Annotated in this window: 20 protein-coding genes and 1 riboswitch; of the genes, 5 read left to right on the top strand and 15 right to left on the bottom strand. The window is 54.1% G+C overall.

What is annotated here, in order from left to right; all coding sequences use genetic code 11:
- Genes ACYVH9_RS08495 through thiS form a run of 4 tightly spaced genes read right to left on the bottom strand, consistent with a single transcriptional unit; the run spans window position 1 to window position 3516 of the window.
- Entirely contained in the window at window positions 1-786 is a 786-nt protein-coding gene (locus ACYVH9_RS08495; protein WP_460635872.1) for a thiazole synthase, read from the bottom strand.
- Complete coding sequence (locus ACYVH9_RS08490; RefSeq protein WP_460635871.1) at window positions 783-1418, bottom strand: thiamine phosphate synthase; 636 nt, start codon at window positions 1416-1418, stop codon at window positions 783-785. Before ACYVH9_RS08490 ends, ACYVH9_RS08495 begins: the two co-directional genes overlap by 4 nt.
- A 14-nt stretch (window positions 1419-1432) precedes the next feature.
- Window positions 1433-3310: a phosphomethylpyrimidine synthase ThiC gene (gene thiC / locus ACYVH9_RS08485; protein ID WP_460635870.1), complete on the bottom strand. Its 1878-nt coding sequence runs from the start codon at window positions 3308-3310 to the stop codon at window positions 1433-1435.
- A 2-nt stretch (window positions 3311-3312) separates the two neighbouring features.
- Complete coding sequence (thiS, locus tag ACYVH9_RS08480) at window positions 3313-3516, bottom strand: sulfur carrier protein ThiS (protein ID WP_460635869.1); 204 nt, start codon at window positions 3514-3516, stop codon at window positions 3313-3315.
- An 86-nt stretch (window positions 3517-3602) separates the two neighbouring features.
- Window positions 3603-3700: riboswitch (TPP riboswitch) on the bottom strand.
- 362 nt (window positions 3701-4062) lie between these two features.
- Between thiS and ACYVH9_RS08475 the strand changes: the two genes are divergently transcribed.
- Together ACYVH9_RS08475 and ACYVH9_RS08470 are read left to right on the top strand one after the other, a co-directional pair.
- On the top strand, window positions 4063-5352 hold the full coding sequence (locus ACYVH9_RS08475; protein ID WP_460635868.1) for a hypothetical protein: 1290 nt from the start codon (window positions 4063-4065) through the stop codon (window positions 5350-5352).
- 13 nt (window positions 5353-5365) lie between these two features.
- The gene (locus tag ACYVH9_RS08470; protein WP_460635867.1) at window positions 5366-5629 is read left to right on the top strand and encodes a hypothetical protein; all 264 of its coding nucleotides are present in this window, start codon (window positions 5366-5368) and stop codon (window positions 5627-5629) included.
- Between the two features lie 25 nt (window positions 5630-5654).
- Here the strand turns inward: ACYVH9_RS08470 and ACYVH9_RS08465 are convergent, their stop codons facing one another.
- Window positions 5655-6287, bottom strand: a complete 633-nt coding sequence (locus tag ACYVH9_RS08465) for an HPP family protein (protein ID WP_460635866.1) — start codon at window positions 6285-6287, stop codon at window positions 5655-5657.
- A gap of 281 nt (window positions 6288-6568) precedes the next feature.
- Between ACYVH9_RS08465 and ACYVH9_RS08460 the strand changes: the two genes are divergently transcribed.
- A complete protein-coding gene (locus ACYVH9_RS08460) occupies window positions 6569-7858 on the top strand; it encodes a nucleoside hydrolase-like domain-containing protein (RefSeq protein WP_460635865.1) in 1290 nt (429 codons plus the stop codon).
- Between the two features lie 149 nt (window positions 7859-8007).
- Here ACYVH9_RS08460 and ACYVH9_RS08455 read toward each other — a convergent pair whose 3' ends face one another.
- Both ACYVH9_RS08455 and ACYVH9_RS08450 read right to left on the bottom strand, forming a co-directional pair.
- The gene (locus ACYVH9_RS08455; RefSeq protein WP_460635864.1) at window positions 8008-8529 is read right to left on the bottom strand and encodes a Riean_0653 family protein; all 522 of its coding nucleotides are present in this window, start codon (window positions 8527-8529) and stop codon (window positions 8008-8010) included.
- Window positions 8530-8671: 142 nt separating this feature from the next.
- On the bottom strand, window positions 8672-9334 hold the full coding sequence (locus tag ACYVH9_RS08450) for an endonuclease III domain-containing protein (protein ID WP_460635863.1): 663 nt from the start codon (window positions 9332-9334) through the stop codon (window positions 8672-8674).
- Between the two features lie 128 nt (window positions 9335-9462).
- On the opposite strand from ACYVH9_RS08450, the gene ACYVH9_RS08445 reads away from it, so the two are divergent.
- Window positions 9463-9792 carry a DMT family protein gene (locus ACYVH9_RS08445; RefSeq protein WP_460635862.1) on the top strand — a complete coding sequence of 110 codons (330 nt, stop codon included), beginning with the start codon at window positions 9463-9465 and terminating at the stop codon, window positions 9790-9792.
- A gap of 52 nt (window positions 9793-9844) precedes the next feature.
- On the top strand, window positions 9845-10681 hold the full coding sequence (locus tag ACYVH9_RS08440; protein ID WP_460635861.1) for a TIM barrel protein: 837 nt from the start codon (window positions 9845-9847) through the stop codon (window positions 10679-10681).
- Window positions 10682-10775: 94 nt separating this feature from the next.
- On the opposite strand, the gene ACYVH9_RS08435 is transcribed toward ACYVH9_RS08440, so the two are convergent.
- The 8 genes from ACYVH9_RS08435 to ACYVH9_RS08400 all read right to left on the bottom strand — a co-directional run bounded on the left by ACYVH9_RS08435 (window position 10776) and on the right by ACYVH9_RS08400 (window position 26131).
- The gene (locus ACYVH9_RS08435; RefSeq protein ID WP_460635860.1) at window positions 10776-14198 is read right to left on the bottom strand and encodes a ThuA domain-containing protein; all 3423 of its coding nucleotides are present in this window, start codon (window positions 14196-14198) and stop codon (window positions 10776-10778) included.
- A gap of 181 nt (window positions 14199-14379) precedes the next feature.
- Window positions 14380-15702, bottom strand: a complete 1323-nt coding sequence (locus ACYVH9_RS08430; protein WP_460635859.1) for a Gfo/Idh/MocA family protein — start codon at window positions 15700-15702, stop codon at window positions 14380-14382.
- Window positions 15703-15854: 152 nt separating this feature from the next.
- Window positions 15855-17798, bottom strand: a complete 1944-nt coding sequence (locus ACYVH9_RS08425; protein ID WP_460635858.1) for an SGNH/GDSL hydrolase family protein — start codon at window positions 17796-17798, stop codon at window positions 15855-15857.
- A gap of 70 nt (window positions 17799-17868) precedes the next feature.
- A complete protein-coding gene (locus ACYVH9_RS08420) occupies window positions 17869-19050 on the bottom strand; it encodes an aldose epimerase family protein (RefSeq protein ID WP_460635857.1) in 1182 nt (393 codons plus the stop codon).
- Window positions 19051-19209: 159 nt separating this feature from the next.
- The gene (locus ACYVH9_RS08415) at window positions 19210-20034 is read right to left on the bottom strand and encodes a polysaccharide deacetylase family protein (RefSeq protein WP_460635856.1); all 825 of its coding nucleotides are present in this window, start codon (window positions 20032-20034) and stop codon (window positions 19210-19212) included.
- Window positions 20035-20040: 6 nt separating this feature from the next.
- Window positions 20041-21366, bottom strand: a complete 1326-nt coding sequence (locus ACYVH9_RS08410) for a neutral/alkaline non-lysosomal ceramidase N-terminal domain-containing protein (RefSeq protein WP_460635855.1) — start codon at window positions 21364-21366, stop codon at window positions 20041-20043.
- A 65-nt stretch (window positions 21367-21431) separates the two neighbouring features.
- Window positions 21432-24485 (bottom strand): PVC-type heme-binding CxxCH protein, encoded by a 3054-nt coding sequence (locus tag ACYVH9_RS08405; protein ID WP_460635854.1) that lies wholly within the window; start codon window positions 24483-24485, stop codon window positions 21432-21434.
- Window positions 24485-26131, bottom strand: a complete 1647-nt coding sequence (locus tag ACYVH9_RS08400) for a RagB/SusD family nutrient uptake outer membrane protein (RefSeq protein WP_460635853.1) — start codon at window positions 26129-26131, stop codon at window positions 24485-24487. The genes ACYVH9_RS08405 and ACYVH9_RS08400 overlap by 1 nt, the downstream gene beginning before the upstream one ends.
- Window positions 26132-26133: the final 2 nt, after the last annotated feature.

The raw sequence follows: 26133 nt of genomic DNA, 5'->3' as shown, positions 1-26133 counted from the left end.
TTATTCTTCCAGGAAAGCGGTGAAAGGACTACTCGCTACGGCGGTCGGGGAAGCGGCCCCTAACCGGGCTTCGTACGCCAGCCGTCCCGCTTCGACGGCCATCTTGAAGGCGACGGCCATCTGCACCGGGTTATCGGCTACGGCAATGGCCGTATTGACCAGCACCGCATCGGCCCCCAACTCCATCGCGGCAGCCGCGTGCGACGGGGCACCAAGCCCGGCGTCCACGACCACCGGCACCTGGCTTTGTTCGATGATAATTTCCAGAAAATCCAGCGTTCGCAGCCCCCGATTCGAGCCAATGGGCGCCCCCAGCGGCATCACGGCGGCCACACCAACCGCTTCGAGCCGCTTGCACAGCACCGGATCGGCGTGGATGTAGGGCAATACGACAAACCCCAACTTGACCAGCTCTTCGGCGGCTTTCAGCGTTTCGATGGGATCGGGCAATAGGTAGCGCGGATCAGGGTGAATTTCCAGTTTGAGCCAGTTGGTTTCGAGTGCTTCGCGGGCCAGTTCGGCGGCAAATACAGCTTCACGGGCGGTGCGCACTCCGGAGGTGTTGGGCAGCAGGTTCAGGTGCGGAGCCTTCAGGTGCAGCAGCGTGTCGTCGTTGTTATTGGCCAGGTCAACGCGTTTCAGCGCCACCGTCACCAGTTCGGAGCCGGACGCCAGCAGAGCCGCTTCCATCAGGTCGGTTGAGCTAAATTTTCCGGTGCCCGTAAACAGGCGCGACGAAAAGGTTTTATCCGCAATTTGCAGGGGTTGAGAAAGAAGGTCGTTCATTGTTTTTCCAGCGTTGAATAGGGTGTAACCGTTTGAATGGCCTGCCAGAAGGCGGGCACCTGACGTTGGGGATCGCGAGTAATAGCCGCCGAAACGGCAATGCCGTGTACCCCTTCCCGAAGGAGCGCCGGTACATCCGCCACCTCAATGCCACCAATGGCGATGATCGGCAGCGAAAGCCCTTCGGATGCGCAGGCCGTCATTAGGGCCTGGTAGCCCTCCAGGCCCAGAATAGGACTTAATTTTTCCTTGGTATTCGTGAATCGGTACGGCCCGAGACCAATGTAGGTTGCTCCGGCAGCGTGGTGGGCTCGAATGTCCTCCAGGGTGTTGGCCGTGCCGCCGATGATCACCGAAGGCCCCAGCAACCGCCGGGCTTCGGCCACGGGCAGGTCTTCTGTCCCGACATGAACCCCATCGGCACCGATTTCACCGGCCAGGGCCACGTTATCGTTGATGATCAGCCGGGCGTTGTACTGGCGGCAAACGGCCAGCGTTTCGAGGGCCAGCGCCTTCCAATCGGCTGCGCTGCGGTTTTTAATCCGCAACTGCACCCAGTCTACCCCCGCCCGACAAGCTGCGTCGGCCTGTTCGGGGGAGGTGGTGATGTACTGTAATCGACTACTATTCATGCTCATTTTTCGGCTTATTGATAAATCTGAGCGCCCTGCTCCACAAATTCCTTCGCTTTGATTTCCATCGCCTTGTCTAGCACATCCGCTTCGGCTAATCCCTGCTGCTCCGCATACGCACGGACATCCTGCGTGATCTTCATCGAGCAGAAATGCGGGCCGCACATTGAACAGAAATGGGCAATTTTGGCCCCTTCGGCGGGCAACGTTTCGTCGTGGAAAGATCGGGCCGTGTCGGGGTCCAGCGACAGGTTGAACTGGTCTTCCCACCGGAATTCGAAGCGGGCTTTGCTCAGGGCATTGTCGCGGTATTGCGCCCCCGGATGCCCCTTGGCCAGATCGGCGGCATGGGCGGTAATCTTGTAGGTAATCACCCCGTCTTTGACGTCTTTTTTGTTGGGCAGCCCCAAGTGCTCTTTCGGTGTCACGTAGCAGAGCATGGCCGTTCCGTACCAGCCAATCATGGCCGCTCCGATGGCAGACGTGATGTGGTCGTAACCGGGCGCAATGTCGGTCGTCAGCGGACCAAGGGTATAAAACGGCGCTTCGTCGCAGTGCTGAAGCTGCTTTTCCATGTTCTCCTTGATGAGGTGCATCGGTACGTGACCAGGGCCTTCGATCATCACCTGCACATCGTGTTTCCAGGCGATTTTGGTCAGTTCGCCCAGCGTTTCGAGTTCGGCAAATTGGGCCGCGTCGTTGGCGTCGGCAATAGAACCGGGCCGCAGACCGTCGCCCAGCGAAAACGCCACGTCGTAGGCTTTCATAATTTCGCAGATTTCCTCGAAATGGGTATACAGGAAGTTTTCGCGATGATGCGCCAGACACCATTTAGCCAGAATGCTGCCACCCCGCGACACAATACCCGTTACTCGCTTGGCCGTCAGCGGAATGTAACGCAACCGAACGCCCGCGTGAATCGTGAAATAATCGACCCCCTGTTCGGCCTGTTCAATGAGCGTATCGCGGAAAAGCTCCCAGGTCAGGTCTTCGGCCTTGCCGTTCACTTTTTCGAGCGCCTGATAAATCGGCACGGTTCCAACGGGCACCGGGCAGTTACGGATAATCCACTCCCGGGTTTCGTGAATGTGCTTACCTGTCGATAAATCCATCAGCGTATCGCCCCCCCAGCGACAACTCCATACGGCCTTTTCGACCTCTTCCTCAATGCTCGACGTCACTACCGAATTACCGATGTTGGTGTTGATTTTTACCAGAAAATTACGCCCAATAATCATCGGCTCACTTTCCGGGTGGTTGATGTTCGAGGGGATGATGGCCCGGCCAGCGGCCACTTCCTGCCGCACAAATTCCGGCGTGATGAAACCTTTCGGTGTGTTGGCCCCGAAGCTGTTGCCGGGGTGCTGCTCCTTCAGCGGGTCAGCCCCTCGGATGGCATCAATGCGCTGATTTTCGCGGATGGCGATGTATTCCATCTCCGGCGTAATGATTCCCTGGCGCGCGTAGTGCAATTGCGTGACGTTCTGGCCCGGTTTGGCCCGCAGCGGCTTACGAATGTGCTCGAACCGCAACGAATCCAGTCGGGCGTCGGCCATACGCTGGCGGCAGTAATCAGACGAAAAATCCGGTAGTTCTTCCACGTCGTTGCGCTCCCGAATCCAGGACTCACGCAGCCGGGGCAAGCCTTTTTGCAGGTCGATGGGCACCGCTGGGTCCGTGTACGGGCCGCTGGTGTCGTAGACGGTAACGGGCGCGTTGGCGGTTCTGATTTCCGGGCCGTTGAGGTGGCTGACGGTATCCGAAACGACGATTTCGCGCATTGCCACGCGAATGTTGTGTAATTGACCAGGTACGTAAATTTTGCGCGATCCCGTCAGCGGTTCGCGGGTGATGGACTGCGGTGCAGGCTGTTTTTCAGTTTTCTGGCTCATAATTATCCTCCCTGAGTGGCTTGAATAAGCGTGATAGAATCGGCTTCCTGAAGGGAAGTCTGGCCCCAGCGGGCGCGTGGAATAATGCGGTCGTTGCAGGCTACGGCAATGCCTTTCTGGTCGGACAGACCAAGCGTTTGCAGCAGCCCCAGCAGCGTACTGGCTGTCGGACAATCGACGGGTTGTGAATTGAGTTTGACTTGCATGATTTGGCAACCGGTTTCGGTTCGGCCAAACAGCGGGGAGGATGAAAATGAATGGCCAAACCACCTACGCAGCCGCGTACGGTTTGGTCCAACGAGTCACTTTTCCCTTCGCAGGCATTACCCTGTTCAGGTTCAGAGGGTATCATCTCAGCCCGCCCGAAGGCGAACACCCCTAAAGTTTGGCTTGTGTTAAGCTGGGCAAATATAAGGCTCTGTTTCTTTCTGCCTAAATAAGTCAGTATAAAATTTCGCTTCCTTTCACCAGAACTCTGTCTAACGTCAGCGTTCCAGAGAAAACCGCAACAAAGTGAACCAAGGGCCAGCCCCGCGACCCACTTGGCTCCTAATCAAGGCCCTAATGGCAGACAAGTCTTTCGTTAAGATTATAAACCGTACCCCAAAACTGATTGAAATCATCCTTGGCTACTACTGCTGGTCAACGGCAGGAAAGCTGGCTTCCGCTATTTTTGACGATAACTTTCCTGGTCGAGTAGCTTAGTAACGTACTTCGACCTTTGGGTTCGGAAATATCTCCGAAAAACCGGTATGAAAACGCTTACAGAACCTCCCCAGCCCCGCCATCAGGACGTCTTGCGCACGTCTGTTTTTACCCTGCAATGGCGAATGGCTCTGGTCTGGCTGGTCCTGGCGGGTGCCATCGGAATGGGGCTGCGCATGCTGGTCCTCTGGCCCGTCGAAGCGTTCAACTATATGAATTGGCTACACGCCCACTCGCACGTGGTTTTGCTGGGCTGGGCATTCAATGCCTTACTGACAGCTATTTGGAGTGAGTTCGTCGCTCCTGAAGAAGCCCGGACCTACCGGCACTGGTGGCTGGCCTTGCAACTTTCAGTGGCCGGAATGCTGGCACTTTTCCCCATCCAGGGCTATGCAGCGGGGTCCATTCTTTTCTCGACCTTGCACGTCTGGCTTACCTACGGCATCGGCATCAAGCTTTGGCGGCACCTCCGTCCTGACCAAACTTTTTCGGCTACGCTGCTACGGTTTGGAGTCGGCTTTCTGTTTTTATCGACGCTGGGGCCTTACGCAGTGGGCATTCTGAAAGCAAAAGGGTTGGCCCATTCCAACGCCTACAACCTTGCCCTTTATTTTTACCTGCATTTTCTGTACAACGGCTGGTTTGTATTCGGGATTCTGGCGCTGCTCATGCGGCAACTCGAACGCTGGAAAGTGGTTCTCCCCGATCCGATTCGCCGATACGGGTTAGTCGCCTGGGTGATCAGTTGCGGCAGCAGTTACAGCCTCTCAGCGCTTTGGACCGATCCACCGGAGCTTGTTTGGGCGCTCGGAGCTTTTTCTGCAATCCTGCAACTGGGAACAGGCGGCTGGCTGGCCGGGTGGCTCTGGCAACGTCGGGCTACTTTCCGGCAACACCTCCAACCGTGGACGTTTACCCTTTACCGACTGGCCTGGCTGGCTTTTATCCTCAAACTCCTTCTTCAAACGGCGTCGGCGCTGCCCTGGGCTGCCCAATGGGCTTATGAACAACGTTCGCTGGTGATTGCCTATTTGCATCTGGTATTTATCGGCGTCATCAGCTTTTTTTTGTTCGGCAAGGCGATCCAGGATAAGCATCTGACGGTTTCGGATTTCGCACTCAAAAGCAGCATCGGATTTTTCGTCGCTCTGGAAACCATCCTGGTAACCGAACCCATTTTGAACCGTTTTCTGAATGATAGCCTGCCTGCTTATTTTTACAGCCTGTTTGTGGTTTCTGCCGGCCTGTGGGTGGGCTTTTTATTACTTCTGACTGCCCAACTACAAATTTCGTGGAAGTGGTTTACCTACCGGGACCCGGTTTCTGCCAATAAATAGTTTATTTGCACGGATGACTTCGCCGACGGAAACCATTCATTTTACACTTATTTACCAGCAACGGGACGTGCCGGTGCAAACCCATCGGCATCACTATCCCTCGCTGATGAGCCTGATCTCCGATGTACTTTTTATCCCCGGATTTGGCCTGTGCAGCGGGATGGGTAGCTGCGGCACCTGCGTTGTCAAAATCGACGGTTTTCGCCGTCTATCCTGCGAGGTACCCATCACCGACCATCTGGCCAATGCCCGGGTAGAACTTATCGACACCTATTGATCGCCCTCCGTCTCTCCTACCTGGGTCAACGGTTTTCGCCATTCATGACTCGTTCTGATTGCCAGCGGATGATCGACCGCATCCGTTTTCGATACAACCGGGTCCAGGATAGCGGCTTCACCGGATACGAACGTTTTGAAGGAATGTTGTTGATAACAATGGCGGTGAGAAACAGAATCATAACGCCCGACATAACGGGTGTAAGGGTATAATAAAAACCCAGGTTGGTGATTTTTTCCGAACCAATGTTTGCAATCAAAGCGGTGGCACCCGCCGGTGGGTGCATCGTCTTGGTGATCTGCATCCCAACAATCGTTAGCGAAACGGCCAGAGCCGATGATAACCAGAGTTGGTCCGGAAAAAGCTTGTGAACCGCCACCCCGATGACGGAAGCCAGCAGATGGCCACCAATCAGGTTGCGGGGCTGCGCCAGCGGACTGTTTGTGGCACCGAAAATCAATACACAGGAGGCCCCGAATGAGCCAATCAGAAAAACACTATCCTGCCGGGAAAAATCAGCCTGTTGCAATAATCCAATGGAAGCAATGGCGACGAAGGTGCCTATAAAAGTCCAGACATGGTCGAGCGGTTCTAGAATGGTTTCGCGATAAAGTACATATTTGGCAATGCGGTATTGTCTCTTCAATTTCTTCCTCATAACACGTTTACTACACGCCAGCGCGGATACATAGTTCCTATCCTGCGAAGAAACGGGCTAAAAAACTCACAAACTAATTTAGTAGGGGAATTTTCGCGTGAAATACCCTTTTGACAAACCCACTATCTGCATCAGTATACGCCGGTCCGTAAAGTCTTTATACAATCACGATCGCCCTGATTTAACAAAACCGTACAGCAATTAATAAACCGCGAGGTCTCTTTCAGTGAAACGCCCGATTTCGGGCCAACCGGTTGCGACTGTTCCCGCCGAAATTCCGTATGAGAAAAGTGTTCCTGATGCACGTACTGGTACTGGTTGCTCTGGCACTCAACGCCCAGCCTTCTCCCCGGGTTAAGCCCCGGGTTCTCATCAGCACCGACATCGGCGGAACCGACCCGGACGACAATCAGTCAATGATTCATTTCCTGATGTACAGCAACCTGTTTCAGACCGAAGGGCTGATTTCGTCTCCCTCCTATGGCAACGGTTCTACGCAAAACATCCTCGAACTGATTGACTTGTACGAAAAGGACCTTCCCCAATTAAAGCAACACCAGAACGATTACCCATCCCCGGATGCCCTGCGGGCCGTCTGCAAACAGGGCCAGCACGGGGCGGCTCCCTACAAAGGCTACACCACGGCGACCGAAGGATCGGAATGGATCATCCAATGCGCCAACAGAAAAAGCTCGCAACCGCTTTGGGTGCTGGTCTGGGGCGGTTTGGAAGACCTGGCTCAGGCGTTGCACGACGCGCCCGAAATCCAAAGTAAGATCAGGGTCTACTGGATCGGTGGCCCCAACAAAAAATGGAGTGTCAATAGCTATGCCTACATCGCCAGCCAGTTTCCCAACCTGTGGCTGATCGAAGCCAACAGCTCGTATTTCGGTTTGTTTTCATCCAACGGCGTTCCGGATAGCCTCACCAACCGTCATTATTATGAACGGTATATCCACGGGGCCGGACACATGGGCACCGATTTTAAAAAGTATTACCAGGGCCACATCAAAATGGGCGATACACCTTCCCTGCTCTATCTGATGAACAGCGACCCCGCCAATCCGACCAGCGAAAACTGGGGTGGCAGTTTTGAAAAATTCGCCCACAGTCCGCGGCATGTATTCAAGCGCAACACGAGCCTATCCGATACCGTACGGGTGTATTCGGTACTGGAATTCCATTTCGAAGGGCCACTTATTGATATCCCGGCTGATTCCAGTTGTTTTACGATGGCCGTTCAGGCGCAGATGGGTGAGCAAAAATGGCCGGGCCATTACCTCGGCAACGGCCATTACGTTGTCCGGTATTCGCCCAAGCAAACCGAAACGCTGACGTATCGGATCAGTTCCTCTATTCCGGACTTTCCGGAACAAACCGGGCAGTTGGTGGTCAACAACACCTGGCCAGGGAAACGCAGACCGGAAGATTTTCGGCTAGGCACCCACTGGTACACCGACCGCGCTGACCCGGCTCTCTTTGACGGCATCAAACAGGGTGCCCAAACGGTTTTGAAATGGCGCAGCACCGTCCTGCTGGATTGGGCAACCCGCTGGGCGTGGCTGCGGTAAGTAGCGAAGTTTCAGACATTAGAATGCCCCTTCATCGCAACGATAAAAAATAGCATTTAATGCGTAAATAAATCAGACGAATTCCTTTTTCAAACCTGTCAGAAAAAGCCGTTGACGCAGGGGAGCAACACTCTTTCACCAAGCAACTATCATTCTATTTTCTTGAATTTAAAATCAAAGACACCGTTTGTTGCTTTCAATGATTGATTCGTTTTCGTATTGCGTAACGATACTGAAAATGTACCCGAAACAATATTTCGAAGTGTATCCAGCTTACTAATTGTTATCTCCGAAAAATTAGGTTCGGCATAATACGCGCCAGAATCATCAAAATAAAACGTATTCCTTTCCCCCCAACTGGTTTGAAATTCAGGCAACAATACCCCCGTCGAATCTCTATAAAAATTCAACAGGAAACCGCTTCTTTTGTTATCCTGGCTAGTTTGACTGGCACTAATGTATAATCTTCCAGCCCGTGGATGATAAGAAGCACCAGGTCTTGCCTGTAGAGCAAAAATATTCATACTTTCCCTCGGCACCCAAACTTGGTCCTTAATCATACACCCAAATGTATTCTGTCCCGTCTGAGTAAACATTGGCAAAACAGGATTCTCCTCCTTGAAACACGCACTAGTGAAAGCAAGGAAAAATACGAGTACAGCCCTTTTCATTGTTGCCTGTAAAGTTGACTACGCTAAGTAATTATACAAAACTTTTCGACATGAATAAGGCTATTTTGAGCTATAACGTTCAGAAGACAATTAGTTCGAACAGGATAGACTTCGTAATGCAAAACAGTAGATTATACTACTCTTAGCGGTGTTTCGTCACGCCCACCTGCTCACAATACGCCAATACCGGGCAGGTAGAACAACGCGGTAAAGTGCCGGTGCAAATGTGTTTGCCAAACGGCATGAGCAACCGGTTGATGTCAATCCATTGTTCCACCGGCACCTGCTTTTCCAGGGCTTTCAGCGTTTGTTCCGGCTGCGCCGTCCGGACCATCCCCCATCGGTTGGTAACGCGGTGGACGTGAATATCGACACTAATGGCTGCCTGACCGGTAGCAACGCCCAGTGTCAGGTTGGCGCATTTTGGGCCGACACCCTTAAACGAAGTCAATGTCTCGAAGTCGGCGGGAATCTGCCCGCCAAATTCCTCCACCACCCGCCTGGCAATGCCCAGCATCGTGTAGGCTTTCTGCTCAGGATACTGCGTTCCGTACAAGAGTTTCGCCAGCGCTTCCGGACTAAGCTCCAGCAGTTGTTCGGGCGTTCGGGCCACTTCAAAAAGCCGCAAAGAAACCGGAATGGTGGTTTCGTCCAGCGTTCGGATGGAGATGATGCACGAAATTAACTGCTCAAAAACCGTCGAATACCCGCGCTCGAACAGGTCGAACATAGCGGCCTTCGGATAAGGTCGGATGGCTTCTTCCACCCGACTCAAAACCAGGGTTAAATCAAAAGTAGGCTTCACGATTTAGATAACCGTAAAAAAGCGCAGAGGTTATGGTTTTCCCACGGAGTTCGCAGAGATTTACACCGGGTTTCCGTTCGGCAGCCCCATTAGCTACCTATCTTCTGAAACACTTTTGAAAAACCGTTATGCGAACCGTCGTTTTGCTCCTGTTTTCCAATTTATTCATGACCACTGCCTGGTACTGGCACCTGCGCTACAAGGAAGAATCATTGTGGAAAGTCATTCTGATCAGCTGGCTCATTGCACTCCTGGAGTACTGTCTGGCTGTTCCGGCCAACCGGATTGGCTCCTATCAATTTAATGCTTTCCAGCTCAAAACAATCCAGGAGGTGGTCAGTCTGCTGGTTTTTGTCGCTTTTGCCGTTTTTTACCTGAAAGAAGAAGTGAAATGGAATTACATTGTCGGCTTTGCATTGATTGTGCTGGCGGTGTTTTTTGTGTTTAAAAAATGGTAACGTCGTTGCCTCATCGCCTATCTTTGGTAACTAATTCGTATTCTACTCATTCATGACAACAAGACGCGATTTTCTGAAAGCATCAGGCAGCCTGGCCGCCGGTGCACTTTTTCTACCTACGTTAACCCAGGCCGCCAAAGTGAAGAATGTGGGCATTCAACTGTATACCGTCCGGAAAGAAATGCTGGAAGATGCCGTGGGTACGCTGAAACAACTGGCCAAAATTGGCTACAAGGAACTTGAATCGGCCCGGAGCGTGAAGGGAAATTTCTACGGTTTGCAGCCAAAAGAAATCAAGAAAGTGGCCAACGACCTGGGCATGAACGTCCGCAGCGGTCACGTGCACATCGATAAAGACTGGCAGCGCTCGGTCGACATGGCCGCCGAAGCCGGACAAACCTACCTGGTGTGTTCGTCGTTGCCCTCGGAGGGGCAAACCGTCGCCAATTATGAGCGTTGCGCCGATCTGTTCTCCAAAGCCGCTGAAGATTGTAAAAAAGCAAACCTGGTGTTTGCTTACCACAACCACGATTACGAGTTTGAGAAAAAAGACGGCAAGGTGCTGTACGACATTCTGATCGAAAAATCGGACAAGAATCTGGTCAAAATGGAAATGGACCTGGGCTGGGCCATCCTGACGGGCAACGACCCAATCAAGTATTTTGAGAAATATCCGGGCCGTTTTCCGCTCTGGCACCTGAAAGACATGGATGGAAAGACCAAGGAAAGTACGGAATTTGGCAAAGGCCAGATCGACATCCTGAAAATGCTCAAAAGCATGGATAAATACGGCATGAAGTACTTTTTTGTCGAACAGGAAGAATACCCGAAAACCGCCATGGAAAGCGCCAAGTATGATTTCGACTACCTGGCGAAACTGAATTACTGAAAAAACCGTCCGGTTGTTTTCCGACCTTTTTAACGACAAAAATCCCCCGCAATCTGAAGGTTACGGGGGATTTTCATTGAAAGCATTTCTAAACTTACTTCTCAAACGCAACCCAGCTCAAGGCGCCGATGTTCTGGGCTTTCGGGTCGTCTTTTACAAACACGAAGTAGAGATCCTGCTTGCCGCCGGGGTTCTGAATCGGGGCGGTGAGCTCGGTGGTTTTGTTCCAGGCACCGGTAGCCGTGTAGTTGACCGTGCTGATCACCGGCCCTTTCAGCGAACCCGTCCGCACCTCAATCGTGCCGTCCTGGTCTTTCGACGCAATCTCGTAGGTCAACTTCTGGATGCCTTTCAAATCCACCCCCTTCAGCACAAAATACGCCTTGTTGCGGGTGGCCGCCAGCCGTCCGCGCTGACGATTCATGTTGTACACCTCATCGGCTTCTCCAGCGGCTACTTTAGCCGGACGCAATATCAGACTCTGGCTGCTGGTCAGGGGCGTAATGGCCCCGCCCTTGTCGGTGTACGACGCCGACAGAATGTAGCGGCCCGTCTGCTCCTTGCCCACGTGTTCCTTCAACACCGTTGCGCCCTGCTGCGGCAAGGTTACGTCCGGCTGCTGCATCGACAGCGCCAGCACGTACTTCACAATTTCGGTGGCGTCTTCTTTCGACAGCTGTGGGTGGGCGTTCATGGCGTGCTCTCCCCAGACACCGCCCCCGCCGGTAATCACCTTGCTGGCCAGCCGCGCTACCGCACCCTTATCACCCCGATACTTCCTGGAGACTTCCATAAACGCCGGTCCAACCGATTTGCCGTTGATCTGGTGGCAGGCTTTGCAGTCGCTGCCCTGCATCAGACTCTTGCCCAGGTTGAAGGTGCTCGTAATCTGCTGATGCCCCACCAGCGGCTCGTTACCGGCCACTTTCGGAATGTAATTCAGAGCCACTTTTACCTTTTTCTTGTCAATCGTTTTGTCCTCGTTGTCCGTCACGTTTACCGTGTATTTGAACGGCGTCTGACCGGCGAAGAAGAACGTGCTGTTGTCGGTTGTGGCGATGGCTACCTGCGGCAGCGTGTTTCCGACCTTGATTTCCAGCGTATCCACGGAACTGGCCCCCGCCGGGTCGGTTACTTTCAGCGTGACGTGGTAAATACCGTTCTTCTGGAACGTATAGGTTGGATTGGCTTCGGTCGAACCAACCTGGCTACCCTCAAAGCGCCATTCGTAACTCAGTTTATCGTCTTCATCGAAATCGTAACTCCGGCGACTACTGAAAGCCACTTTCAGCGGAGCCAGACCGATGGTATCCCGCGCCATTACGCTGGCTACAGGAGCCCGATTTCCGGGATTATACTCAATCTTGACCAGCCGGGCATCGTCGTTGTCGATACCGTACACCGAACCGTATTCCAGCATGTAAATCTCACCTTTCGGCCCAATTTCCATATCAACCGGACGGCGAAAATCCCCGCGGGCGGGCATGAAGGCTTCCATTCGTTTGTAGTTCTGGTTTTCGTCCAGCCGCACCGCATACACCCAGTTCCGCATCCAGTCGTACATAAACAGCGCCTTGTCGTAATACTGCGGCAGTTTCACATCCGATTGCAGGGTCGGGTCGAAGTGGTACACCGGACCGCCCATGGCGCACCGACCGCCCGTTCCGAGTTCCGGAAACTCCGTCGATTTGCTATACGGATACCAGACCATTGCCTTCGTCACCGGCGGCAGATTTTTCAGTCCGGTGTTGTTCGGTGAATTGTTGACGGGTGCGTTCGGGTCGAACTCGGCACCCACGGCTTTCGTCGCAAAATCGTAGGCTTTGTACGGTTTACTGTCGCCGACGAAGAACGGCCAGCCGAAATTCCCGGCTTTTTTAGCCTGGTTGAACTCATCGTAGCCACGCGGTCCCTGAGGACCGTCGGTACCCGAATCCGGGCCAATTTCGCCCCAATACACCACCGACGTTTCCGGATCAACCGAAATCCGGTACGGATTCCGGCAGCCCATCACGTAGATTTCGGGCCGGGTTCCGGCCGTGCCTTTCGGGAACAGGTTGCCGTCGGGAATCGTGTAGGAACCGTCGGGTTCAACGTGAATGCGCAGAATTTTACCCCGCAGATCGTTCGTGTTTCCCGCCGAACGGGCCGCATCAAACGTCAGCCGCCCGGCCTGCCAGTCGGTTGGTGAAAAACCACTCGACTCAAATGGCACGGTATTGTCGCCCGTTGAAATAAACAGGTTGCCGTGCTTGTCCCAGGCCATCGACCCACCGGTGTGCGCGCTCACTTCCAGGTCAATCGGAAACTCAATGATGGCTTTCTCCGACTTGAGGTCCAGCGTACCGTCGTCATTCATCACAAACCGACCGATGCGCTGCTTGGTCTGCTCACCATCCTGAATCGTGTAGAAGAAATACAGGTAGTGGTTTTTGGCAAAATTCGGGTCGATGGTCATGCCCAGCAGACCGTTCAGGTATTTTTCCACGGCTTTAACCGGAAAATCGTAGACCAGTTTGGTGCTTTTGGTTTTCGGGTCGTACATGTAAAACTTACCGGGCCGCTCGACCATAAACACCCGGCCATCGGGCGCCACGGCCAGTTCCATCGGTTCGTTGAGGTCGTTGGACAAAACGGTCTTGACAAACCGCGTTTCGTCCGGTGTTTTCACGGCGTACGACTTCGAATAATCGAGGTCTTTGTTGTCGCCGATTACGTATTTCAAACCGCCGAGCAGGTGCTGCACAAACAGCGGTTCGCTGAAACTCTCGTGGGTGTGGCCCCCGCCCGTGTAGAAAGCCCGGCCCCCGTCAAACTCGTGGTACCAGACAAACGGGTGGTTATCGCCGTTGCGGCCTCCTTCGTACGTCGTTTCGTCGAGTTTCGCCAGCACCTTCACGTCGGGGTTGATGCTTTTGTAGCTGTACAGTTCATCAAAACGCTCCCAGCGGTCGGGCAGAAAGCTCGTCGACGGGTGGTTTTTGTCGACCACATCAATGGCGGCTTTCTGCTGTTTGGGGTGGTGCAAAAAGTACGCGCCGGCGAGTTTGTTGTACCAGGGCCAGTCGTATTCGGTATCAGCGGCCGCGTGGATTCCCATGTAACCGCCCCCGGCCTGAATGTAGCGTTCAAAGGCCACCTGCTGGTCGGCATTCAGCACGTTGCCGGTGGTGCTCAGAAAGACCACGGCGCTATAATTTTTCAGGCTGTCTTCCACGAAATACGCCCCGCTCTTGGTCGTATCCACCCGAAACCCGTTCTCCTGGCCCAGCTTCTGGAGAGCCGCAATACCGGTCGGAATGGACTCGTGGTAAAAGCCTTTCGTCCGCGAAAACACCAGAATACGGGGCGTTTTCGGCGCAGGAGCCGGAGCTGCGGCAACGGTTTGCGCGGCCGCTTGATTTTGGGTCTGGCCGGTAGCCGCCTTGGGCGATTTGCAGCCGTAAAAACTCCAGGCCGTTGCCGCCGTCACGAGTAGGGCGGTTGCGATCTTCCCTGTCTTAATAGAGGTTAGCATGTAGGGAGTTGGTAAAATTCATTCCATTTGAAGGAACAAAACGGTTTTAACCGTTCAAAAATAGCAGTTAACTACATTTCAGCCCACGGTTTAATCGCAATCGGTACGCCAACGCGGGACGACCCGCCCGTGGGCTGAAAAATGTGTCTACGAAAATCGCTATGAAGAAATTCGCTATGAGTTATAATTTAATCGCCCACTCGTCCTTCAACGAACGGCCCAGCATCGCATTAGCGTCTTTGTCTTTCTTGAACTGTTCCTTTTTCGCATCCCAGCTTAGCGGACGTTTCAGTTCGTAGGCAATATTTCCGATGGTGCAGACCGATGCGGTCCGGTGGCCAATTTCCACGTCGCAAATGGGTTTGCTGCGTTTCCGCATGGCATCCAGAAAATCCTTGTAGTGGTTTTCGCTGTGGTAAACGTGTTTTTCATCCGGCCCAATTACCTTATCTTTCAACGAAGCGGGTGTCGTTTCAAGTTTCTTCCGCTGAACTTTCAACGTTCCTTCCGAACCCGTAAATTCAATGGCATTGTTCCACTCCCACGGTTCGTGGGTCATCGTAATGCCATTGTCGTAGCGGTAGGTCAGAAATTTATGGTCTTTGCCATCCGGCGGAATCACCTCAACCGGCCCGCTACCATCCATATCCAGCGACCATTGCACAATGTCGAACATGTGCGCGCCCCAGTCGGTCACCATACCGCCCCCAAACTCCTTGTAGTTCCGCCAGTTTGGAAACACGTCTTTCGACAACGGCGGTGCCAGTTCTGAATTAAACGAAACCGGTTGGTTGGGGCCGAGCCACAAATTCCAGTCCAATCCTGCGGGAATGGTTTCGGCGGGCAAATCGTATTTTTTCGGCGGGGGACCTACATTAACTTTGATGCTTTTGATTTCGCCCAGATACCCGTTCCGGATCAATTCGGCGGTTTGCCGAAATTCGGGCCACGAGCGCTGCATGCTACCCGTCTGAAATACCCGGTTGTGTTTGCGGGCCGCGTTTACCATCGCCCGTCCTTCCTTGATGGTCAGCGCCAGCGGTTTTTCGCAGTAAATATCCTTCCCGGCTTCGGCGGCTTTTACGGCCATCACCGCGTGCCAGTGATCGGGAGAAGCAATGACTACGGCGTCGATATCCTTGCGGTCGAGCAACTGCCGAAAGTCGTTATAGGCCTGAATTTCCGGATGTACTCCCTTCACTTTAGCCTTGCCTTCTTCACTGGTGTAGTACGTTTTCGTCTGTTCAATAAACAGATCCCGTTTGGCTTTGTATACTTCCGCCGACGCCAGAATTTTAGTTTCGCCCGTGGCTAAAAAGTTACGCGCCAATCCGCGACTTTGTTTGCCGGTTCCGATAAAACCGAGATTGATGATATCGCTCGGCGCGCGGTAGCCCGAGCCACCGAGTACAAACCGGGGCACGATCAGAAAAGCCGACATAGCCGCCGACGCCTGCCCTATAAATTTGCGCCGGGACAAAGCGTTAAAAGGTTCTTTTTCCATGAGGGTTCGGAAGAATGAATTTGATTCCAACTAAAAAGAGGATAAGCCGGCAAATTTACTATTATCAATGATTTCAAACCACCGATTTCAAACCAGCCCCGTCTAGGCGACCCCGTCTCAAAGACCTGGCATGTTTTTAAGGCCCGGTCTCATCAGTTGGCCAGAAAGTACACAATCCGGCAGGCACCACTTTTACTTTTGTCCTTTTTGGCGGGTGCCATGCGTAGTTGCAAGGTATGTTTTTTATCCGGCAGATTGCTCGCAAAGAGCTTGTACCAGGGCAAGTGTAATTGCTGGCTCCACTGTGTTTGCAAGTCCATTTTGCGGTACGGCCCGTTGTCGATGCGGTATTCGACAACACCCGCGTCTGGCCCCGACACGATCGCCATGCCTACGGCAGTTCCCGTAAAATTAAGCGTCAGTGTGGCCCCCGGCGTGGTGGTTTCCAGCATGGGGCGGCCCACAAAACCGGCGCGGGTTGAAACCTCGTCTGCGGGTTTCCAGTTGTCGACCAGCTTCCAGCCGTTTCCCAGTTTTGCTTCCTGAATCGGTACATACCGGCCCCGTTCGAAGTTGCCACGGTTCAGCGGAGCCGTGGCGGCCACCAGCAACTTTGCAGTTTTATCAGCCGATTGAAAGCTGGCATTGAGCAAATACTTAATCGTCTGAAAGTAAATCTCTTGTCCAAACGGCGACGGATGCAAATCCTTAAAATCGTATTCCCACGAAAATTCTTTCGCGGCCATCCGGTCGTAGACTTCTCGCGCGAGATCAATGGAAGGCAGGCCGTAATGAGCGGCTACGCGTTCATGGTTGGCCAGCTCAACCGGTTTTTTGCCCTGCCGGAAATCGCCAAACTTATCCGGATCGGCAAATTCCATCAGCACGACGTCCACCATTGGGTTCGCTTGGCGGGCGTGCCGCACAATGCCTTCCAGCGCCCGAAGCTGCGTCAGGCTATCGGTTTCGTTGGTCCGGTCGTTGACGGCGGCTTCCAGAAACAGCAGATCAATCTTCCCTTTGCTCAACACATCCTGTTCCACCCGAAACGCATGTGGCAAACTCCCCAGCGACGGAATGCCGGCCTTGATGAACGTAAATTCGGTCTGCGGAAACCGCTCCTGCAAATACTGGCTCACCTTGTCGCGCCAGCCCGGATTGTGCGTAATAGAACCGCCCAAAAACGCCACCGTTGCCTTTTTCTGCTCCATGATGGTTCGGTACACATTGGACAAACCGTTTCGGATTTGCACGTACGGTTGCGGGCTCAGCGGTTTTTGAACCGGATACGAATGCTGCTGAATAAAATCGGCCCACCGTTCGGGATGTTCAATCGGGAAGTGATGACCTTCCAGCTTTTGTGCCCCGCGCGACATCGAATAAACCGTGGCCGGTCCGCCTAATTTCAGGTAGCGGTCGACAAGCGAAAATGTATTCTCATCGTTGGGCACCAGTTTGTCATTCAGACTGATGACGTGGAGAAGCGGCACTTTATAAGCCGCCAGTCCGGCCAGGTTGTCCATCGGCTGATCGGGAAAATCCAGCGCCTGTTGCTCCGAAAAGCCGTAAACTTCCAGCAATTGCTGCCACGATTTGGCGTCGCCTTTGCTCTTGCCTTTGCCGCCGGGCCAGCTCTTGAAGTCGCAAACCGGGGCTTCGGCGTAAATGCAGCTGACTTTAGCCGGATTGCGTTTGGCCCAGCCGTAGACGTACAAACCGCCCCGACTAACGCCCTCCAGCGCCACTTTCGGCGCAAAGCCTTTCACGGAAGTGAGGTAGTGGTAAAAATCATCCCAGGCCATCATGGCCTTTGGTGCACCGTACTGATCGTTGGTGTTGATGTAGGCAATATGGAAACCGCGCTCCAGCAACATGCTGTCCATCTCGATGTGCCAATCGGGGAAATGGGCGCGCCAGACCCACGGATTGCCCGGCAGCGGTTTACGGGGCCGAATGTACCGGGCGGGAATATCGTGCAGTTTAAATTCTACTTTTTCAAAGCTGTGCCAGGGTGAAACCGTTTCGGTGGTCTGAGCCTGTAAAACCGTTGACGTTACTACCCAAAAGAAGCTTAACGAGAAGAAGAAAAGGCGCATAAATGGAACGAATCGACTTAAATTCGGAAGCCTTGCTGCCTCGTTTTCTACTCAATCAGGCGGTTTTTGATTATGGTTTGCTGTTTTTTACCGAAAAACGGTAAACCGTCGTCTGACGATACACCTGGCCGGGTTCCAGTAGTGTCGGCGGAAAGGTGGGCTGGTTGGGCGAGTCCGGCAGGTGTTGCGGATACAGCAAGAATCCGGCCTGGCTGGCATACGTCCGGTTTCCTTTCCCGTTCAGCTTGCCATTCAACCAGTTGGCGGTGGCCAGTTCAAGGCCCGGTTCGGTGGTGGAAACTTCCAGAAACCGTCCGCTGAGTGGCTCAAAAACCGTAGCCGCCAACCGTATGCTCTTATCATCCGACCGGTTCAACACAAAATTATGATCGTAGGCACCGGGCAGTTGGTTCAGCCGCGCTCCGATGGCGGTGGGTTTCGTGAAGTCCAGCGCGGTATTGCTCACTGCCCAAAGTTCGCCAGTGGGTACCATTTTCGAATCCATGACCACGTACCGATTGGCATCGATCCGGACCTCGTGTTGCTGTATATTCCTAGCTTGGCCCGCCGAAAGGTCGAAATAGTTGTGATGCGTCAGATTGACGTGCGTTTTCTGATCGGTCCGGGCTTCGTAATCGATCCGGAGTTCATTGCGCGCGGTGAGTGTAAACGTAACGTTCGCGTCCAGATTGCCGGGAAATCCTTCTTCGCCGTCGGGGCTCTGGTAACTCAATTGCAAGCCTACGTTTTGACCGGACCGAATCTCCTTCGCCTGCCAAACTTTTTTATCAAATCCGACGGTGCCGCCGTGCAGGTGATTGGTTCCGGCATTGGTTGCGAGTTTGTACGCTTTTCCGTCGATGGAAAACCGGCCGTGGCTGATGAAGCTGCCGTAACGACCCAGCACCGCGCCCAGGTACGGCTGTCCGGACAGATACCTTTTTAAGCTATCGAAACCCAGCACCACGTCGCCGGGCCGACGGTTTTTATCCGGTACGACAATCGACGTGATGGTGGCGCCCAAGTTGGTAATCTTCACAACCATTCCTTTTTTGTTGTCGAGCGTAAAGAGATCGACGGGCGTTCCGTCGGCGGTTTGCCCAAACCGTTCTTTGCGAATTTCTGCGCGCTGCGGAGCGGTTTGGGGTCTTTTTTCAGCACGGTTTTCTCCAGAAAACCCCAATAAGCCCACCAGACCGACAAAGCCCGCCAGCAACCCCAAAAAAGCCGAACGGCCCACTAGTTTCTTCATCTGTTTGGCAGCAAAAATTCTCAATATCACTACTGGTTTACGGTTGGCTGATGCTCCAAAAGAAGGCGTCAGCCAACCGTAACCTGAAAACCGTAAACTGAACTGACGACGATCAATCAGCGCCCCGGCCAAAAACCGGGGACTGACCGCTTACCATCTCTATTTTCGTTGTTTCTGGACGTATTTGGCAACCTCGCCGATCGGCGCAATCCAAACGCCGTTGGCGGGATCTTTGGCGTATTCACACAGTTGCTTTAGCATGGCCAGCCGGGTGGTCTGCGAGCCAGATTCGGCGGTTTCGTGACCGGCCAGCACCAGCCACTGCCCGGATTTGCGGGCGGCTTCGATCAGTTCTTTGATCTCGCCGAAATCCTTGCCATCCATTTCCATTCCGTAAATCTGCGCCATGTCGCAATAGGTCGGATCGTTTGGCGCTTCGTTGCGCCAGCCCCGCCCACTGATGAACAGATCGGCAACTATGGGAACATAACTTTGTGTATTTTTCCCACGATTAATAAACATCTGTCCACACGGATACGCAAACACCTCCGGTTTCACACCCAGCAACTCCTGCACCTGCTTATTGGCTTCGATGAGCTCCGCCCGCATTTTCTCGGGCGTGTAATCTTCCAGTGCTTTCTCCCGCGACCAGACAAAGTTGCCGCTGCACGGGTGATTGACGGAATGGTTGCCCATTTCGTGCCCGCTGGAAACGGCTTTTTTCCAGCCTTCCAATCTTTTTTTGACGGCCGACGGCACCACAAAGAAGGTGGCTTTAACCCCGTATTGGTCGAGCAGAGCCGTCCCCTTATCGACGTTGCTCAGACGTGCGTCGTCGAAACTCAGGCTGACGGCCACTTTCTTCCCGTTCGGCCAGGTGATGGGGGCTGCCGTTTGGGAAGGCGGCTCGATTCCACCCAAAAACGACAAGCTGATCAACGCCCCCAACAGGGCCGAAGCACGTAACAATCCATTTCGCTTCATAGAACGTTATTTTTTACCTTGTAAGTGATTAATAACCGCATCGGTCAGGTCTTTCCCGGCCGAAGGCGAAAACGGGGAAACGGTTACCTCATACCCTCCGTGCGGTATTTCGGCCTCCGTCAACAAGTACCCCAGCCACCCGTTCGTGTACCCATAATAAAAGGTATACGGGTAAGGCGAACGATCTCTGACCTCGTTTGAGATTTCACAAAACAGCTCCAGCGGGGCACTCCAGATCGCAATGTCATCATTAATGTGCAGAAACCGAACCGGCAACCGAACCAGGTTGGTCCCGGCTTTCGTGGTGCGCGTATAGTCCCTCAGATACGGGAGCCAGCCCAATCCTTCTTTCCGGGGCGTTTCGACGGTAATCCCGCCCGATTTGAGGACCACCTGATCGGTGGTCGCTTTCAGGTTTTTGTTGGCAGCAATGACTTTATCGCCCAATAACACCTTGAACTGGTGCAACCTACCAGCCTGCGGACTTGGGTAAACGCTGTAGATAGGGGCTAAATTGCCGGCGGCCCCGTTGATGAAAAGCATCGGTGCCCCAACCTTTTGTTCCACGTATTCAGCGACCACCCCGGGCGCATCGCCACTGATCAGCAGGTTTTCTCCCCCCATCACGGTGCCATGAATCGGGTAGTTTCCGAGCAAGGCCAACGGGCTGCCATCGGCCTTTTCCAGCCGGATTAACCCAATCCGGCGATCAACGGCCCCGTCGGGGTCCATGCCTAAAAAGGCTTTACCGTCAACACCCTTGCCCCGGCGGTTTATATTGGCATTGGATAATCCCCAGCCGACACCCAGCCGGGCCGGTGCCAGATTTTTCCGCGCTTCCCGGACGGCCTCAATCAGCTTTCGCTCCACGACTTCAGTATAATCGGAGTCGAATTGATGGCGATACCGCTCGCCCATAAACAGCTCGGGCAAACCGGGCGGGCCCACTTCCGGCGCCGAATGCGTATGGGTCAGTGTCCACCAGAAATTGACCGGATCGATCCCCAGTTCTTTCGAAAGCCGGGCCGCCACTTTATCGTATTCGGTAGGAGACATCACACAGATATCGGAAGACGCCATCACAAACTGCGTTTTGCCGTCGTCCATCACCACGATGCGGTGGTAAATTTTGTCGTAAACGCCCGTTGATCGGCGGGCTCCATAGCCGAGCAGCATCTGGTGTCCTTCCGGGGTAATATCGACCTTGACGACAGCCGCCCGAAAACTGCCTGTTTTCGAATCAAAAGCCAGGCTAAGGGTTGGCAGCAGCAACGCAGTCGCGATAAGAAGAAACCACCTCTGGACGGTTAGTTGACGTTGAAAAAAGATCATGGGGTAAGGGTTGTTATTGTATTCGGTATACAGTTTTCGGTAGCTGACGCAGGAAAACTGTATACCTATTTCGCCTGCCGGATGTACGCCAGCAGATCGGCCATTTGCTGCGGATTAATCTGTTTTTCCAGCCCAGCTGTCATGGCCGACATATTCATGGCTTTCAGTGATTCAATGTCCTGCCGGGCGATGGTGGTTTCCAGCCCGCCCTGATTGCGCAGGGTCAGTGCCGTTGGCGTTTCGGTGGAAATCAGACCCTGTACGGTTTCTCCGTTTTTCAGCTGGATCGTCCACAGATCGTATCCGTCGGCAATGGACAGATTCGGATTCAGAATATCGCCCATAATGGATGCGGGCCGGCGGTTGCGGATGGTGGCCAGGTCCGGTCCGAACGCGACACCCCCGGAGCTGCCAATCTGGTGACACAGGGCGCAATTCTGCTGAAACACCACCATTCCGTTTTCGGCATTGGCGGGCAGATCGAGCGCCGTCTGGTATTGTTTAATCACCTCGTCACGTTTCTGATCCCGCTTTGTCAGCAACACCCGGGCCCGATCCCGCAGCTGTTTGTCCGAATTGGCCATGAGCCCGACACTCCGGGGCCAGCCGATGCTGTTCTGATCAATAATTTCCTTCTCAACGGCATCCAGCAGTAGCTTGATACGTGCCGGTCTAACCTTCTCCGAACCGGCAAAAAAGGTTGCAATGGCTGGTTCACGAATGTCGGGGGTCAGCACGGGCCACTGTTGCAGCACATACTGGCTCACGGTTTCGTCGGGAATGGCGCTAAGGGCCTGCAAAGCCGCCACCTGCACCGAGAGCGGTTCGTTTGGTGCCATTAGTTTTTTGAGGAGCGGCAACTGGGTTTCGGGTTGGTGCAAGGCCAGCAAGCCAACGGCTTCCGAGCGTTGCTCTACGGTTTTGTTCGCATCCCCCGCCACTTGCGCAGCCCGTTGTAAAGCCGCCGTTGCCTGAGCCGTTTCGGGCAAACCGGTTACCTGCAACACTTTCAGACAGGCCGACCGGACGGCAGCCGACGGATGATCGAAAAAAGATTGCAGCAACAACGCCTGTTCAGCCTGTAAATTCTCAGCTGGTGCTTCTTTCCGTCGTTTTAACCCCTGCCCGATGCCTTTGATCAGTGACGGTTGCCAGGTTTCCTGACCCGCCGAAACCGGAGCAACGGCTTTTTGTAATAAAGTGTGGATTGTCGTCGGAGATTGGCTCGCCCCGGCCATCGCACTGAGCCGCTCCACCAGCGAACCATAAGCTGGCACATCGGATTTATACCGCGCCAAAACCGCATTGAGCAAATCGCCGTGCTGGGACGATGGGGCCGACAAAGCCGCCAGCTGCACCCACTGATCATCAATATCGGTAAAGAGCAGCTTTTGCCGGGCTGCAGCGGCTGCGGGGGTATCCACAAATCCCAGCGTACAGAGCAACTGAAACCGTACCTTCGGATCACCGTCGGCCTGCATCGACAGCAGGGCTGGAATCAGGACCGGGGCGGTTTTCAAATGCAGTTCAGCCAGCTTGATTGCGTTGGTGCGTACGCCCGGAACCGGGTCTTTCAAGGCCGAAGCAATCAGCTCGGGGCGCAGTTTCTCCAGCCCTTCGAGCGTCCAGAGCGCGTGGAGACGGCCCAATGGGGAAGCCGGATTCTGGGCCATTTTTTCCAGCGCAGCCACGTCCTGCGGAGTCGCCCGGTCGAGCAAAAGCCGCTGCGCGTGCCGACGCCACCAGCTATTCTTATCCGCCAGTTTTTGAATCAATTCGGCATTGGTCGCTTTACCCAGCAAATTTTTATTAAAGCCGGCAGGCTTGGCTCCTTTGGGCGTAATGCGGTAAATCCGGCCCTGATCCGTGCCGTTGTACAACGCACCAGACTTCACCACATCGTCGGCCATCCATTCGGGATGTTCCACAATCTGGCGGTAATAATCAACAACATACAGCGCCCCGTCTGGCCCGATGTACATATTCACCGGCCGAAACCAGGCATCCGTCGAGGCCAGGAACTCTTTATGCGCCTGAACCCGGCTGGCTGTAAAACTGGCGCCTTTATCGGTAATTTTGTCAAAATGAATCAGGTTACTCACCGGTTCGGCCACGAAGGTTACGCTGTCGTATTTCGCCGGAAACGCCCCGCCCAGGTAGTGCGTAATGCCACAGGCCGAGGTGATGACGCCCACATCAGTGAGCAGCTGGTGCATGGGATTTTTGGTAATCGGAAACACTTCAGCCGCATTGCCGTGGTCCGAGATCGACTGCGTCACGTCCGATACCAGCAAGTCCGGATTGCGCGTCAGGTAAGGCGTCGTGATCACTTCGTGGTAGGCGTGGTTGGCGTTGCTGACGAGCAGCCGATTGCCCCAGGCATCGAACGAATGGCCAAACTGCGTGTTGCCCGCGACGGGTTCCAGTTCGTAGCGATCAGGCCGAAACCGGACGCTACGGCCGCTGGCATTGTCGGGGAGCCGAATACCATCCGGTTTTTTCGGGTACAGAATGTCGCTGCCCCGGTCGCCAAACTCCTCCTTGTAAACCTGCGCCGTCACCGCCGATTCGTGCGCCAGGTAAATCCAGTTGTCGAGCCCCAGCAGCGGACTGTTGACGTTATGCTGCGGATTGGAGAGGGCAAAACCAGTCAGAATCGTTTCGCGCACATCGGCTTTGCCATCGCCATCGGAATCTTCCAGGTACAAAACATCGGGCGCGTCGGTTACCAGAACGCCTTTTTTCCAGCGCATGATGCCGGTGGGCAACACGAGGTCATCGGCAAAAACCGTACTTTGGTCCATCCGGCCATCGCCGTCGGTATCGGTCAGCAGTTTTATTTTTCCGGTGCCACTTTTGTCGAGCGGATAACCGTGCATCTCCACCACGTAAAACCGTCCGTCTTCGTCAATTTCCATGGCCACCGGATCGGCCACCAGCGGCTCACTGGCCACCAGCTCGATCTGAAAACCGGGTTCGAGTTCAAAGGTCTTCAGCGCTTCTTCCGGCGAAATACCCGAACTGGCCGGTTTTTTCTGGCAGGCGAATGCCCCAAACGCCAATACCGCGACCAGACTGTAAACACTCCATTGCTTTGTCTTCCTGTTACGCACGCGCATCAATAATTCGGGTTTTGGGTCAATTTTGTATTCTGGTTCATGGCCGACTGCGGGATGGGCAGTACGTAATTTCGGTTGGCAAAAAACGTTCGTAAACCATCCGGTGCGGGAATCACGGTGTACGTCCACTTACCGCCAACCTGTTCAATTTTCATGGCGTGAAGCGTTCCGTTCAGGTTCTTTTCCGCCAGTTTCAGACGCAACAGGTCGTACCAGCGTTTTTCTTCAAACGCCAGCTCGACCCGGCGCTCCCGCTGAATGGCCACCCGCATCTGGGCCTGCGTCAATCCGGCTTTCAGCGCGGGCAATTCCGAACGCGCCCGCACTTTGTTAACGGCCTCATACACCGACGCATCCGGCCCCACGGCCTCATTCTGGGCCTCGGCATAACTGAGCAGCACTTCGGCAAAACGGAAAATAATAAAGCTGGCACTACTCAACTGGTGATTGCCGTTGACGGCGTATTTCGGGTCCAGGCCTTTCCGCAAATAGTAGCCGGTATTGGTCGCTTCGTTGGTATTACTCAAATCCGTCGCATTCCGACTACCGACGCCCTGTTTCATCACCATTTCGGCACCCACCCAGGTCGAGCCATCGTACACAATCGACTGGTAAAACCGCTTCTCGCGGTTTACATACGGTTTTTGCGGATCGTAGCCCGAAGCCGGATCGGAAATCGGCAACCCGTTCGCCATCGCATATTCATCCACCAGTTCCTGCGTCGGATCTACACCACCGTACGCCCGCTGCACCCCGCCCACAATCCAAGGGCCCTGCAACCCTTCGCGACCGCCACCCAGGGCCGTTCCGCCAAGATACTGCTTGGCAAAAATCACCTCGACGTTGTTGTTATTGCCCTCGTAGAACATGGTTTCGTAATCCGCAAACAGGCTGTGCGAACCCAGGTCGACCACTTTTTTGTTGGTGGCAGCCGCCAGCGCCCAGCGGGCTTTGTCGTTGGCGGTATTTTTCAGCGGACTCGCCCAGTACAGTTCGCACCAGCCTTTCAGGGTCAGGGCCGACGCTTTGGAAACCCGGCTCGCTTCAGCTTTCAGCGGCAGATCATCCACAATAGCCGCACATTCATCCACAATAAATTTGTACGTTTCCTCGTCTGTATTTCGCGCCCGGAAAATTTCATCGCCCTGCGTGTTCTGATTCAGCGTGTTGGTAATGATCGGTACGCCCCCGTGAGCCGTCCACAGCAGGTGGTAATAATACGCCCGCAGGAACCGGGCCTCGGCCAGCTTGACTTTCTTCCAGGCATCGGGCAGGCTCGACGCCGTTACTTTCTCGATGAATAAATTGGCCCGGCGAATATTGGTGTACTGGGCCCAATAGTGGGGCGTATTGCTGGGGGTGTAAACGGAGTTGGCGTATAAAACCCGACTTGTTTGACCGTTGACGCCATTCATGGCGTTGTCCGTAAAATTTTCCCACGGATCGAACGTGTTGAAGGGCCCCGGCAATCCGGAGTAAACATTGTTCAAAAACAGATCGGCGGTGCCCGGATCCGTCCAGACGATATCATCGGCGATCTGGTCGCGGGGCATGACTTCCAGAAAACGGTTGCAGGAAACGATTCCCAGGGCCGCCAGCAGCAAAATCACCTTGCTGCTGAAGCTATTACGATTAGGCAGGTTCATAG

The sequence above is a fragment of the Larkinella harenae genome (genome assembly GCF_054780515.1).
This window is presented reverse-complemented; position numbering and strand designations above follow the sequence as displayed.

Excerpts from the sequence above, each read along its gene's own strand:
- ACYVH9_RS08495 (WP_460635872.1), bottom strand. The coding sequence starts at position 786 with ATGAACGACCTTCTTTCTCAACCCCTGCAAATTGCGGATAAAACCTTT.
- ACYVH9_RS08490 (WP_460635871.1), bottom strand. The coding sequence starts at position 1,418 with ATGAATAGTAGTCGATTACAGTACATCACCACCTCCCCCGAACAGGCC.
- thiC (WP_460635870.1), bottom strand. The coding sequence starts at position 3,310 with ATGAGCCAGAAAACTGAAAAACAGCCTGCACCGCAGTCCATCACCCGC.
- thiS (WP_460635869.1), bottom strand. The coding sequence starts at position 3,516 with ATGCAAGTCAAACTCAATTCACAACCCGTCGATTGTCCGACAGCCAGT.
- ACYVH9_RS08475 (WP_460635868.1), top strand. The coding sequence starts at position 4,063 with ATGAAAACGCTTACAGAACCTCCCCAGCCCCGCCATCAGGACGTCTTG.
- ACYVH9_RS08470 (WP_460635867.1), top strand. The coding sequence starts at position 5,366 with ATGACTTCGCCGACGGAAACCATTCATTTTACACTTATTTACCAGCAA.
- ACYVH9_RS08465 (WP_460635866.1), bottom strand. The coding sequence starts at position 6,287 with ATGAGGAAGAAATTGAAGAGACAATACCGCATTGCCAAATATGTACTT.
- ACYVH9_RS08460 (WP_460635865.1), top strand. The coding sequence starts at position 6,569 with ATGAGAAAAGTGTTCCTGATGCACGTACTGGTACTGGTTGCTCTGGCA.
- ACYVH9_RS08455 (WP_460635864.1), bottom strand. The coding sequence starts at position 8,529 with ATGAAAAGGGCTGTACTCGTATTTTTCCTTGCTTTCACTAGTGCGTGT.
- ACYVH9_RS08445 (WP_460635862.1), top strand. The coding sequence starts at position 9,463 with ATGCGAACCGTCGTTTTGCTCCTGTTTTCCAATTTATTCATGACCACT.
- ACYVH9_RS08440 (WP_460635861.1), top strand. The coding sequence starts at position 9,845 with ATGACAACAAGACGCGATTTTCTGAAAGCATCAGGCAGCCTGGCCGCC.
- ACYVH9_RS08435 (WP_460635860.1), bottom strand. The coding sequence starts at position 14,198 with ATGCTAACCTCTATTAAGACAGGGAAGATCGCAACCGCCCTACTCGTG.
- ACYVH9_RS08430 (WP_460635859.1), bottom strand. The coding sequence starts at position 15,702 with ATGGAAAAAGAACCTTTTAACGCTTTGTCCCGGCGCAAATTTATAGGG.
- ACYVH9_RS08425 (WP_460635858.1), bottom strand. The coding sequence starts at position 17,798 with ATGCGCCTTTTCTTCTTCTCGTTAAGCTTCTTTTGGGTAGTAACGTCA.
- ACYVH9_RS08420 (WP_460635857.1), bottom strand. The coding sequence starts at position 19,050 with ATGAAGAAACTAGTGGGCCGTTCGGCTTTTTTGGGGTTGCTGGCGGGC.
- ACYVH9_RS08415 (WP_460635856.1), bottom strand. The coding sequence starts at position 20,034 with ATGAAGCGAAATGGATTGTTACGTGCTTCGGCCCTGTTGGGGGCGTTG.
- ACYVH9_RS08410 (WP_460635855.1), bottom strand. The coding sequence starts at position 21,366 with ATGATCTTTTTTCAACGTCAACTAACCGTCCAGAGGTGGTTTCTTCTT.
- ACYVH9_RS08405 (WP_460635854.1), bottom strand. The coding sequence starts at position 24,485 with ATGCGCGTGCGTAACAGGAAGACAAAGCAATGGAGTGTTTACAGTCTG.
- ACYVH9_RS08400 (WP_460635853.1), bottom strand. The coding sequence starts at position 26,131 with ATGAACCTGCCTAATCGTAATAGCTTCAGCAGCAAGGTGATTTTGCTG.